Genomic DNA, 13,058 nt, shown 5'->3' on the forward strand with positions numbered 1-13,058 from the left:
CCTTTGTCAGTTGGTCGAAACCGGTTCGCCGGTCGCCGTCGCCACTCGTTGCCGGTAGGCGGCCATGAAGCCGCTCTTCAGCCGGTCCTCGAGGCTCGTCTTTTTGTCTTCCACGTCCTTCGGACGGACGCCCGCGTCGCTGCGCAGGGGCGGGTCGTCGCAACCGCATGACGCCTTCGTGGTTTCCGCGCCCGCTCCTCGGTCCTTCGCGCCCTTGTCCTCGGAGTGACCGCGGGAACCGGCCTTCATCATCCGCTCGAAAGCGGCTTCGCTGGCGGCGAAGGCGTCGTCGGAAAGACCGGCCAGACGGCTCATCTCCTGTTCGCGATCCTCGTCGCTCTCGAATGCCAGCCCGCTCTTTTCGATCTTGCGCAGGAGCTTCTGGGCCCGGCTCCTGTTCGCGGCGGCCTTTTTCTCCGCCTCCAGTTCCTCGAGCTGCTTCTGCAGCGCGAGAACCTGCTGTTTGAGTTCCTTGTTCTCCCGCTCCAACTCCTTGAGCCGGGTCTTGTCATCGGGCGCGGTCCCACCGCCGCCGTCGTCCTTCTTCTTGGCGGCTTCCGCCGCCCGTTCCTCGGTATCCTTTTGTTTCTCGTCCATTGTCGGACCTCCTTCAAAGTGGGTTGTCGAACCATCGTTTTCCGCCGCGGCGACTTTCAGAATGCGGGCGTTTTCGTCCGCGCCTTTGCGGTCGAGGAGCCCGAGCCCGGTGAAAGTGACGCCGTGGAGGATTTCGTAGACGGGCTGCCCCTGGAGCTCGCCGCCTTTGTTCTTGCGCAGGTGGACGCAGTAATCGCTCTTCGAAACGACGCGTTTGCCGCAGATCGAGCACTCGCCTTCCTCGTAGTCGCATTCCATGGAGACCTGGGAGATGATCCCTTTGCGGATGAGCTTGTAGGCCAACTGCGCGTGCGGGCTGTCGGAGACATAGAGTTCGCCCGCGCACTCGATCCGGCCGCCGCTTTCGTCCTCCACGTAATCCGCCCCCACAATGCCGCCGACGATGTCGGTGAAATCCTGGGAATGCTTCAGGTCGATCTTCTTGTTGACCGCCGTCATGTAACGGGCGGCCAGTTCGTCTGGGGTGAAGTGGTCGCCGTTCTTGTTCGTGCCGGCCCGGCAGAGGATGAAGGTGAACTGCGGATCGCCCGCGGCCTGGTCCAATGCCGCCGCTTCGGTCTGGAGCCCGGTGAACGTATCGAGCGACAGCTCTACAGGGAACGAGGTGTGACATGCCGCCGGTGCCCGCGTATCCGCTTTGGAGCGCGCCGCACCGCGTGATTTGGAAGCGACGAAGAGCAGTTCCCGGGCGTGTTTACCTTCCCGGCCGATGTCCTTGGCGATGTTGTAGTCCACCTCCATGCCGCGGACACGGACGAGACCGTAGTGCTCGGCGAATATCTCCTTGATTTCCTCTTCCCGCGGGAAAGCCCGGTCGCGGTACGAGAGGAGCACCGTGCCGTATTTACCCCGGGCGTCGGCTGCCATCGTCTCCATCAGGGAACGGATCGATTCCTTGGTGTAACGCGTCCGGGACGGATAGTTGCGGCGGGGATTGTCCTGGAGTTCCTTGTCCGCCCAGCGGGTCATGAGACCCTCGATGAAATGCAGGGAGTCCTCGTAATCGTTGCTGCCGAACTCGGTGACGTAGGGCGGGTCCAGATACAGAACGTCCGCGCCGAATCGCCGGACCGCTTCGGCCGCATCCAGGTTGAAGGCCTTGCACTCTTTGCCGTTGTCGAAGACGAGCCGGTTGAGCTGGCCCACCGAGCGCCGGAACGACTCGATGAACTTGGACAGCGGCGGATTGGAGAGCTGGGATTGCTCCAGGCTGGCATCCGTGTCGAGGTCTGCCTTGCGGTGCATCTTGGACCGCGAGAACTGACCGAAGGCGCTCTTCGCCTTGACGGTGGTGCCGAGCGCGGCCAGCGCCAGATCTTTCTTGTAGCCGTGAAGCTTCTGGATGTTCGCCCAGACTTGGTCGAGCCACCGGAGCACCGGCTTGGTGTAGTAGTAGCCGTAGAAGTGATCGACGATAAAGGTGCCCGCGTCCGCATTGGGGGCGAGGATTCGGTCCACGTCCTCGTCGCTCAGAGTCTCGCTGGAGTTCTCCACCACGGCCCGCGCCAGATGGTGGGGATACCGCAGGAGATCGTTGGCGATGACTTTCAGCCCTTTGCGTTTGAAGTGATAGGCGACGTTGGCCCCGCCTGAAAAAGCATCGAGGATGCTCTCCGCGTCCTTGGGGACATGGCTTTCGATCCAGCCGAGCATCAGGTACTTGCTGCCCATGAAACCGGTGACGCGGACCGATTCCGCTTTCCCGGTTTGGCAGCTCAAGAGGTCCAGCGATTCGCCCAGCGGCGCATCCGCCAGAGCGATCAGGTTCTCCTCCACGCGCAGGGCGGCATCCACGGCCCGTCCGGCTTCGTGCTTGTCGATCCACTCCTTGGCTTTTTCCATGGTCCAGCCGTCCGGGTTCTTCTCCGTCTTGCGGACGAACCGGTAGGCCTGCAGCACCATGGAGCGCGGATTGCCGCCTTCGGGCACGAACTCCTTCTTCAAGCGTCCGATGATGATCGCCACGCCGTCGACGCCCTCCAGGGGCTTGCGGCGGAAGCTGTCGGGTTCGAACTCGTCCGGGTTCCGGACGCGAAAGCGCACCTCATTCTCGGTTTCCTCCCAGACGGCTTCTGCCCGCAGGCTGTCCTCTGTGGACGCCTTGGCGGACCGCTCCGCGCCCTCGGCTCTGCGGCAGATGAACAGACGTTCCTTGGCGTGGGACGCCTCGCCGTGCCGGGATGTGATGGCGTAATGGTGATCGTGGGAGCGCATCGACGAATCCCGTCCCAGGGAGGCGATGATCCGTCGCATTTCCGATTCGTTCGGATAGGCATGGTCCCGGTAGGAAATGAGCCAGTGCGGGAAGTGCTTGGCATTGCCGAGGAAGGACTCGAAGAACTCCGCGGCGTTGGCGCGGGTCACGGTCTTGTGGTCGGTCTCGTAGTGTTTGGTCTTGGAGTCTTCGACAAGGGTCAGCCCCTCCCAATAGGTCATCAGTCCTTCCACGAAGTGGTAGGATTTCTCGTAGTTGGTGGTCGAAAACTCCGTGGCGTAAGGCGGATCAAAATAGGCGAGGTCGGCCTTGGCCTCCGGCAGGAAGTCGTTGATGTCCTTGCGGGATGCCTTGCACTCCTTGCCGTTGTCGAAAACGAGGGCGTTGATGCGGGCCACGTTCTTGCGCAGCCGCTCCTTGAATTCCTCCGGGGTGTCCTCGCGCTTGCCGTAGCGGGTCGACGACGAGAAATGCCCGAAGCCGCCCTTGCCGGACATGCAGGTCTTGCCCAGGGCGAAGAGAGCGATGTCTTTCTTGAAACCCGAGAGTTTGTCGACGTTGGCCCGGATCGTGTCGATCAGGCCGTGGACGCCCTTGGCGAAGAAGATGCCCTTGAAGTTGTCCCGGACGAAGGTTCCGGCCTTCGGGTTGTCCGCGAGCAGCGCCTCCAGGTCCTCATCGGAGAGACGCACCTTGTCGTTCTCGATGATCGCCCGGGCCGCGTGGTGGCAGTAGCGCAGCCGGTCGTTGGCCAGGACCCGCAGGCCCTTGGTCTTGTACATGTAGGCCACGACCGCCGAACCAGAGAAGGCGTCGGCCGCGGATTCCACCCCCTCCGGCGTGTGTTTCCAAATCCAGTCGACCAGCTTCTGCTTCGAGCCGATGTAGTTGGTGATGTATTTTGGCCGCTCTTCCGGCGACGGCTCCTCGGCAGCCGCCTCGGCCTGGGCCTCGAGCGCCTCGAAGTCCATGTCCAGGGCGGCGTCCGTTTCGAGGAGGAACGCCAGCCGTTCACGGTCGGTTGCGAAAAGCTCCATTCGGTTCTCCGGTCATGTCGCGACAAATCCGGTTGATGCCGGTGGGCGGTCGGCCCGTGCCCGGGGTGAACCCCGAAATCAGGCCGAGAGCCCTGTCGCTTGGATACCTACCGGAGACCGTCGAAAAGTGTCGGAGGAGGAATCAGGAGATGCGGCCCGACTTGATCCGGTCGATAACCGACCGGGCGCAAGATTCGGTGGACGGGTATTCGTCGGTTTGGATAACGGGACCGCGCATGCCGCGGTATTGGGAAAGGATGCCCTGGTGGTAAGCCAGAAAATCATCAGGGAGGCTGCGTACGCCTTGCTCCACCAGCCGGTTGACCACCCACTGAGCGTCTTCCTCGACGTCCGCGTTTCCGGGCAGGAACTCGATCACCAGGTCCAAACCCGGTCCCGGGCCCTGAGCCCAAACGCCGATGGGTTCATAGCGCGGGTTGCGGATACGGTCGCGGAGCGCGTATTCGATCATGTGTCTGAGCTTCATTCCCATTCCTCCGCGATGAGGGTGTGCTCGGTCAGAAGCTCCGCGTCGATCCGTTCGAATCGGTCCAGGTTTCCGGCCTTATAGTCTCGCCAGCGCTTCCAGTCCGCCGCCTCGTTGGGTTCCTGGTCAGGGAAGATGAGCTCAATATGGAACCTGCGATCCCGATCATCGAGCAGATCGAGCAGGTAGGTGTCGTCCTGCGACCAGGAGACGACCTTGATGGTGTGGGCGTGTTGGAAGCCCTCGTCGTATCCGGAGAGCCGGATGAGAAGCCAGAAATCGACACGCGTCACATCCCCGCCGGCGTCGAATTGCGGGGCCACGCGGGTCACGATAAACCCGTCCACGATACCAACCCGGACCGGCGTCCGGCCTTTGTCCGCCAGCGTCATCCAGGAGCCTCCGGTGTTGAACGGCTCGAAGAGCGCCTGCAGTCGGGCCTTTTCTTTTTCGATGAATTCTTTCATGCTCACCTCACCAGCACGATGTCCTCGACCTTGCGGCCGTCGGGCAGCTTCATGATTTTGCGGTTGCGGAAGACCTCCAGCAGCCGTTGTTTTTCCCGCTCGCTTCCGACCACGATCACGTCGATGTTGTCCAGCAGGGTCACCGAGTACTTGAAGATCGTCTCGTTGCTGCCTCGGCGGGCGAACTGTTTCCACTCCTCGGGCGTGCTCCCCCGGTGGTTCGAGACGTATTCGTCCCTCACCCGTCCGAAGGCATCGTGGTCATAGCTGATGGCGTCCATGCGCCGGAGCATTCGCTTCTTGAAGTAGAGCCCCGTATCAGACGACCCTCCGGCCGTCGGGAGCTTCTTGATCCGAGTGAAGAAATAGCTCGCGCCGCCGGTGTCCATGTCCGCTTCCGGCGACATCCCGCCCACCGGCACACCGGCCCGCAGCTTCTCGACCGTGCTCACCATGGCTCCGTTGTTTCCCAGCGCCGCGTCGATGAACGACGCCACGTCTTCGCCGTTGGTCAGCCGGTGGTGAAGGCCGTATCCCTTCATCTGCTTCTCGATGTCCGCGTCGGAAATGTCAAAGCGGTATTGATGCCTGTAGCCGGCGCGCTTGGCGGGATTCTTGAAAGCAGCCTGGTATTCGCCCATGGGGTCGTAGCCCGGCATGCGGGTGATGTCCTTGACACCGAGCCGTTTTTCCCAGAAGCCGCGTATCTCCCGGACCCGTTCCTCCTTGCCCGCCGCCCGGTGGTCCAGCTCCTCGACCAGCCGCTTGTAGTCCGGCTCTCGGTCCACCTTGGCGAGGTAGGCTTGCTTGTGAAGATAGAGAAGTTCGGCGTCCTGCGGCGTGGCCGCACCTGCCTTGATGCCCAGTGATTCCATACGTTCCATGGCCCGTTCGAGGCTCTTGACGTCCGGCCTGTCTGGCAGGACCATTTCGAATTCTCCTTGCTGGGCGTAGAGGTTCTTGTCCGACCACGGGCGGTAGACGGCGCGCGTGCCGTCGCCGAAGTCGATTTCGTATTGCTCGCCGGCCTTCATGGCACGACCGCGGAACAGCGCCGAGTTGTCCGCCGCCTCGTCCACGACAACGAGTTCGCCGTTTTTGATCTCCCGTTTGGCCTGAAGCACCTTCGTCCGGCGCACGGTGAAGGGAGCCTCCTTGGGTTTCTTTTCCATCGCGGCATGTTTCTTGAGATATACATCGAACCGTCCGGCGACCGGTTTGTGTTCACGGGCGGCTTCCTGGACCTTCTCGATCCAGTCGATGTAGCTTCGGGCCATGGCCCTTTCGTCCGGGTCGGTCGAGTCAGCCAGGCGCTTCAACGCCTTCAGATGGTCCGCAGCCTTTTTGAGCGTCCCCTGGTTGTACTGCTGGTCCGTGACGTGGTGGTTGACCGTCTTCACCGCGGACAATATGTCCTGCGCGAAAACGTCCTGCGGCAGCGCCTCACCCACCCGGGCGGTCGCAGTATCGACTCCCGCCTTGCGCAACGCCTCCAGAAGCTTTCCCTCCGCTTCGGGCCGAACCTTCATCTTGACCACGGTCCGCTGCTTTCCCTTCAGGGTCTCGACGAAGACCAGGGCGTTCTGGTCCTCGATGTCGTCCTCATCGAAGGGCAGGACCTTCCCCTGCCAGCCGAGTGAACGGATTTCCTCAAGAAGCGCCTCCTCAGTCGGCCCCAGTCGCGTCTTCGGCAGCGCCTCCAACACATCCTCGAAACGGAAGTCCCGACGGCCCAATACGTCCGCATAGAAGCCCTCGAAGTCGCGCCGCAGGTTCCGCTTCCGCGCCAGGACCGTGTCGTAGAAGGCCTGCTTACGGGACTCGTCCCCTCCGAATCGTCCTTCGGCATAGGGACGCAGAATAGCCAGGTAATCCTCGTCGGCGATCTTCTCCACTTCGCGGATGTAGCGGAGAGTCGCCGCGGGATCGATCTTGACCTTGCCTTCCTTGGCGGCGCGGAAAACCGTATTGTAAAAAGGTTCTTGTTCGCCGTACTTGGCGTTCGGGTGATAGTCGACGGCCAGGCGGTCCTCGCCCAGGTATTTGAAGATCTGTCCTTTGTCGATGCCGTAGACCTTCCCGTCACGCCCCCGCAGGAATTGCTTGGCGTGGCCGTCGTGATTGGAGATCAACCAGTCGACGACGTGCTCCCGCTGAATCTGCTCGATGTCGAGGGCGGTGAGGTCTGTGAGGTCCAATCCGGCGAAGTCGAAGCGATCCTTGAGGTCGGTCCGCCACTTCTGGATGGAGCCGAGGCGTCCATTCAGGCGGATGGTGCGGACCTCGACGGCGTCCGGATCGATGAGGCGTCCGATTTTGTAGGCGGCTTCTTCTCCGAAGGCGATGAACTCGTCACCGGCCCGTTCAACCGGCTTGAAGAGCCAGCGGTCGCCCGCTTCATCGGTCCAGAACTCCTTGCTGTGCGCGCCGCCCACCTGCGCCTTGCCCGCGGATGTGAAGTTTCCCGATTTGCCCTTGGCGATCCACGCCGCGTCCGCCTCCTCGAACTGCGCGCCTTTCTTGGAGAAAACCGGCGGCGACGGCTGCGTCGGTTTCGGAGTCGGCGCGGGTTTCGCAGGTTCGGGCGCGGCAACCTTCTTTTTGCCGCCGTGCTTTTCCAACCAGGCTGCGTACTTCGTTTCGATGCCGGTCTTGGCGGCCTCGATCTTGGCCGGGTCGGTCTCCGTAAGCAGAGTGACCAGTTCGTCCTTGTTCGCCCACTGCCAGTGCTTGAGCTTGGTGTCCTTGGCCAGGGTCTTGAGGTCGCCGACCTTCATGGACGAGACCTGGTCCTGGAATAGCTTTTTCTTGATGGCGAGATCTTTGGCGTGTCCTTCGAGTATCTCCTGCGGCAGGCCGGGCGAAGCCGCGAGCGCCGATTCCGCATCTTTCACCGCCGAGAGGAAGTCGGCGTATCCTGCGGGGGACTCCGGCACGATCACCTTTGCAGCGGTCTGTTCGACTGCCTGTTTCGCCTTGTTGATTGCTGCCTTCTCGGCTGCTTCGAGAGCTTCCTTCTTGGCCTTTTCCGCCAGTTCCTCACCGGCCGACTTTTCCAGCGCCTTAACAAGCTGCTGCTTGTTCTTGAGCGGGCCGATGTGGTGCTTCTTTTTGGCGTCGATCAGGGTCGCGCCTTGGAGCGCCTTGTGATCGACGCCGGGTTCCAACTCGTCGAGCAGGTCGATCACGTCCTGTTTGGTCATGTTGAGGGAGACGCCCTTGGCTTTGGCCATCTCCTGCAGCTCGACCACGGTGAGGTCATGCAGCCCGCCGCTCGGCGGAATCTTCTTGAGCTGGTCCGCCAGTTGCTGCGCCTGCTTGAGGGACGCCTGTTTCTGCGCCAGGAGTTGGATCAGGTCGTCCTTGGCGCGGAGCAGGCCGATTTTATGTTCCTTGAGCTTGGCATCGAGCGCGGCTCCGGCGAGAGTGGAATGGTCCACGCCGGGCTCGGCCGCATCGAGCAGCTTGATGAAGTCGGCCTTGGTCCTGGCGATGGAGACGCCGTTCTGCTTGGCCAGAGTCTGGAGTTGCTTCACGCTCAAAGTGTTCAGGTCGGCGATCTGTCCGCCCTCGAAAGCTGCCTTGAGCTTTGCGTCTTCCGCCGCCTTGGTCTTCGCCTGCTCTTCGATGGTCTGGGGCGGGATGATGCACGCGGCGGGTTCAGCCGCCGCTTTCGCCCCCAGCTCTCCTCCGCAGATCGCCAGCGGCCAAGCGACCACGCTCGTGCAGCGACAGTTGGGATGGGCCGGTTGCTGGGGAAAGCGGTTCGTGTCGAACACCTTGCCGTCCAGCGGCCCGCAGACCGGGCAGACCCGCTCGTCCTCCATGGTCATCCATTCGAGCTTCCGGACTCCGACCTGGTCGTGGAACTTGAGTCGCCCCTGGTTATGGGCGCGCAGGACCTCCGTGCGGGCGATCACCTCCATGCGATACTGCGCCTTGGTGAACACCTTGGAACCGGCATAACGGAAGGATTCCGGGTCTTTCACCACGCGCCCGAGGTCGCGGACGATGTCCTCGACGCCCTTGCCGGTGACGACGCCGCCCATCACGACACGCTTGATGCCGTCGGCCAGCTCGCGGTGGACGTCGCCGGCCAGGACCAGGTTGTAGTTGGTCATGAAATCGAGGGCATCCGTGTCCACCAGGGTGAACACTCGTGTGGCGAGCTTGTCGATACCTTCCGGGGTCAAGTCACGGTAGAAGGGAAGCTGGGCCGCGGCGAACTCGTCGATGCCGCGGTAGACGCCTTGGCGGAAGGATGTCTTGGCCGTCTTCCGGAAAAGCAGCGTCTGCTCACGGTGCAGGCGGCTCGTGGTTTCCTGGATGTCGGTTTGCAGTTTCTTGAGGCCTTCGAGGGCGGCGAGCTTGTTGTCAGGGAGGGAGCCGAGGCTCTTGTAGCGGAGGATGGCGCGGCGCACCTCCTCTTCGGCGGCGGCAAGCATCGCGGTCAGTTCGGCGACCGTTTGCTCCGTATAGAGATTGCGGCCGCGGACGCTCTTCTCCGTGGCCAGACGAATGGCTTCGGCTTGAGAAAGAGGCTGTTTGGCCGCGAGCGCACCGATCATCCCTCGCACTCCCGGCACGCTGCCTGCCGGGACGTCGGTTCCTTTTCCCGGTCGGAGCCTCGTTCCATCGCGGCGGTCTTCGGGTCGAAGAAACGGCAGACCGGGGTATCGAAGGTGGTTTCGTTTCGCTGGACCCGGCAGTGGTTGAGGTCGCCGTCGAAATGCGCGCAGTCGTCACAGACGGCGGCGATGCTTGCGCGGGCGAACGGTCCGGCCCACGATGCTTCGGCGCGGCTCCCAGCCGGGTTCTTCGCCGGGTCGAGGCCGAGCATCTCCTGCGCCGTCTCCACGCCCATGATCCCGGCGGTCACCATATCGACGATGGGCTTGATCTGTTTTTCGTCGAGCAGATCCACCGAGCGCTTCTCGGTCTCCCGGTTGGCGGCCTCGATGTCGGGATCGAGGTCCATCTTGATTTGCAGGCTCGAACGGCTGATGAGCTTGCGGTCGTAGAGCTCGATGAGCAGGCGCTTGAAATCGACCGCGTCCGAGGGATCGAGGTCGTTGAACAGGAACTGGAGCGTCTTGTCTTCCCAGCCCTTGAGCTCCAGCCAGTCGTTGAATATCCAGTTGAGGATGATCCGGGCGGCCTGTTTGATCTCCCGGATCATCACCAGCATCTTCTGGAGGCTCACCGATGCCGTGGCGAAGTTCGGGCCGTCCCCGGTCACCAGCGACCGCGAGAGGCCCAGCGCCACGACGATGTCTTCCTTCACTTCCTTGACCTTGTCCTCGACGTTGAGGACCTGCCCCTCGGTGCCGTGGGTCTCGACCGTGACGTAGAAGGGGACGACCAAGCCGCTCTTGAGGTCCATCTTGTTGACCATGTCCCGAACCTGTTCGAGCATCTTCTGGTCGGGCATGACCATCTTCTGGCCGAACGCACCGCCGACTTTGAGAAGCCTGAAAGGCGTGGCCCAGCGCTTGGCGATGGCCTGTTCGGCCCGGCGGTAATCGCGGAGGAGTTCGATGGACTGGAAAGCGGGAAGGACGAGAGAGTTGCCCCGTGGCGAGAAGGCCGGCGCGTCCCACTTGAGATGGAGCACCTGCTCCACCGGCAGGTCCAGCCCCTCTTCCGCGGCAGGATTGTCTTCCGGCGTCTGCCGGGCTTCGACGAGCCGCCCTTGCGCGTACTTGACCTTGACCGAAACCGGGTTGACGCAGACCAGTTCCTCCAGGTCCTTGCCGTCCTTGGTGTAGCGTTTGAATCCGACGGCGTCGCCTTTGACCAGGAGTTGGAGAATCATGTCCTTGACGAACTCGGAGACGCCCAGGCGGTCGGCGACATCCACGGCCTCCCATTTCACCTTCTCGTCATCGCCCGCGATCTTGATCTCTTCGCCCACGGCGAAGGTGCGCCAGGAGTTGACGCAGTTTTTCACCAGCGGCTCTTCGAGGTAGTACTCCCAGGCCTTGCGCGCCCGATCCTCCCAGGAGGCCGGGATCGCTTCGGAGGCGTTGACCTTGCTGAACACGGACGGGTCCAACGCCGCGGCGGCAGCAAGAGGAACGAGCACCAGACCGTCCGCTGAAAGCGGCATCGGCTCAGCGCCCGATCCGGATGCCGGGCTGTCGGGTGTCGAGTTGCTTCGTGTTTCCACCGGGGTCCTCTCGGTTTCTTGCCCTTGTGGGCGCGACATTCGCGCCGTGTGGCGGGGAAAGCCCGCTCCTGGGGTTATCTACCGGAGGCGGGGAAGGAACGTCGGTGGGCGGGTTGTTCAGCGCTTGACGGCATCACGCGAAACCCATAATTTCAGATGGGTTTCGCGTGATGCCGTCAAGAAGCCCAGACTTTTGCACTTGACTTTATTGCTCAAAACCCATAATAGTACTATGGGTAACGTGAAACTAAGTCAAGGACACCGACGATGAAACATGATGAGTTTTTCCGAAAGCACCCGGTTTTCACCGGAGAGGAGTTGGCCAACCATCTGTCATCCCATGGCGAAGTCGGCGGGCGGGCGCAGGAGGCGCTCCTGGCGTACCACCAGAAGGCCGGACGCGTCGTTCGGGTACGCCGCGGGTTGTATGCCGTCATCCCGGCGGGAGCCGATACGGATTCGTATCCGGTCGATCCGTTCCTCGTCGCCGCGAAGCTGACGCCGGATTCGGTGTTGTCGCACCATACGGCGCTGGAGTTTCACGGAAAGGCTTACTCGGTTTATACACACATCACGTACTCGGCATCCCGCCCGCTTGGACCTCTGACGTTCCGCTCCCATGTTTTCCGGGGAACGAGGTTTCCACACACTCTCCTCCGCGCGGGAAAAGTCCACGTCGGCGTTTCGACCCGAGAGCGCGCCGGAATGGAGCTACGGGTTGCGAGCCTGGAGCGGACATTGGTGGACGTCTTGGATCGTCCGGACCTTTCGGGAAGCTGGGAGGAAATCTGGCGGTCGCTGGAGTCGGTCGAATTCTTCGACCTCGACAAGGTCGTGGAGTACGCGCTCCTGCTCGGAAACGCGACCACCGGGGCGAAGGTGGGGTTCTTTCTCGAACAGCACCGCGAACCGTTGATGGTGGAGGACCGTCACCTCAAGGCGCTTCACGATCTGCGGCCCCGGCAACCGCATTATCTGGACCGCGCCAAGCGGACATCCGGTCGCCTCGTGTCGGAATGGAACTTGGTGGTTCCAAGGGAAGTGCTCGAACGGGCGTGGGGGGAGGTACTATGAAAATCTCCCCAGAGAAGCTGGCCGCCGAAGCGCAGGCAACGGGCTTCAGACCGGATGTGCTCGAAAAGGTCGCTCACCTGCTTGGGCTGCTCGATGCCATGCGAAGCCACCCTTTCCTCAAAGGGAAGTTGGTCCTCAAGGGCGGAACGGCCTTGAATCTTTTCGTCTTCGATGTTCCCCGGCTCTCCGTCGACATCGATCTGAACTACGTGGGAGCCGAAGATCGTGATGGCATGCTCGCCGAGCGTCCCAAGGTCGAGCAGGCTGTTCAAGCGGTCTTCGCTCGGGAGGGCTTCACCGTCAGGCGGATGCCTGAAGAACACGCCGGAGGCAAGTGGTCGTTGCGGTATGAAAGCGCCCCCGGCCGTAGCGGGAACCTCGAAGTGGACATCAACTTCATGTTCCGTGTCCCGTTATGGCCGGTGGTGACCAGCGACTCTCATTCCGTCGGGACTTGGCGGGCCATAGGGATTCCCGTGCTGGATCGCCATGAACTGGCGGCCGGGAAGATCGCGGCGTTGTTGGCGCGCAGACAGGCGCGGGACCTGTTCGACAGCCATCGGATTCTCCGAATGGAAAACCTCGATTCCCACCGCCTTCGTATCGGATTCGTGGTCTACGGCGCGATGAACAGAAAGGATTGGAGGACGGTCTCCTTGGGCGATGTGGACTTCGACGCCATGGATTTGGCCAGGCAGTTGGTCCCCACGCTGCGCGTCAATGCGGCCGAGGTCCAAGCGGAATCAGCCGAATACGGGGCGCGCCTTGTAAGGGAATGCCGTGAAGGTCTATCCGTAGTATTGCCCTTCACGAACTCCGAGCGTAAGTTCTTGGACCTGCTGCTGGACCGAGGAGTGATCGACCCCACGCTTTTGACCGCCGACGAATCTCTTCAGCGACGCATACAATCACAACCGCTGCTCGAATGGAAGGCGCTTAACGTGAGGCGTCATAAGGGATTGTCTTGACGAACCCCGCACGCATCAAGCCG

General features: G+C 62.1%; 7 protein-coding genes. 2 read left to right on the forward strand and 5 right to left on the reverse strand.

The window, feature by feature from the left end:
- Nucleotides 1-6 precede the first annotated feature (6 nt).
- From ACZ5IU_RS01450 to ACZ5IU_RS01470, 5 genes are all read right to left on the reverse strand, one after another.
- On the reverse strand, nt 7-3,870 hold the full coding sequence (locus tag ACZ5IU_RS01450) for a DNA adenine methylase (protein ID WP_464419795.1): 3,864 nt from the start codon (nt 3,868-3,870) through the stop codon (nt 7-9).
- 142 nt (nt 3,871-4,012) lie between these two features.
- Complete coding sequence (locus ACZ5IU_RS01455) at nt 4,013-4,357, reverse strand: hypothetical protein (protein WP_464419797.1); 345 nt, start codon at nt 4,355-4,357, stop codon at nt 4,013-4,015.
- Entirely contained in the window at nt 4,354-4,824 is a 471-nt protein-coding gene (locus ACZ5IU_RS01460; RefSeq protein WP_464419799.1) for a hypothetical protein, read from the reverse strand. Before ACZ5IU_RS01460 ends, ACZ5IU_RS01455 begins: the two co-directional genes overlap by 4 nt.
- Nucleotides 4,825-4,826: 2 nt before the next feature.
- A complete protein-coding gene (locus ACZ5IU_RS01465) occupies nt 4,827-9,392 on the reverse strand; it encodes a phage head morphogenesis protein (RefSeq protein ID WP_464419801.1) in 4,566 nt (1,521 codons plus the stop codon).
- Nucleotides 9,389-10,993, reverse strand: a complete 1,605-nt coding sequence (locus ACZ5IU_RS01470; protein WP_464419803.1) for a phage portal protein family protein — start codon at nt 10,991-10,993, stop codon at nt 9,389-9,391. The genes ACZ5IU_RS01465 and ACZ5IU_RS01470 overlap by 4 nt, the downstream gene beginning before the upstream one ends.
- Before the next feature lie 267 nt (nt 10,994-11,260).
- On the opposite strand from ACZ5IU_RS01470, the gene ACZ5IU_RS01475 reads away from it, so the two are divergent.
- Together ACZ5IU_RS01475 and ACZ5IU_RS01480 are read left to right on the forward strand one after the other, a co-directional pair.
- Complete coding sequence (locus ACZ5IU_RS01475; protein WP_464419805.1) at nt 11,261-12,067, forward strand: type IV toxin-antitoxin system AbiEi family antitoxin domain-containing protein; 807 nt, start codon at nt 11,261-11,263, stop codon at nt 12,065-12,067.
- Nucleotides 12,064-13,035: a nucleotidyl transferase AbiEii/AbiGii toxin family protein gene (locus tag ACZ5IU_RS01480; RefSeq protein ID WP_464419807.1), complete on the forward strand. Its 972-nt coding sequence runs from the start codon at nt 12,064-12,066 to the stop codon at nt 13,033-13,035. The genes ACZ5IU_RS01475 and ACZ5IU_RS01480 overlap by 4 nt, the downstream gene beginning before the upstream one ends.
- Nucleotides 13,036-13,058 lie beyond the last annotated feature (23 nt).

It is taken from the genome of Lactivibrio alcoholicus, from assembly GCF_055390895.1.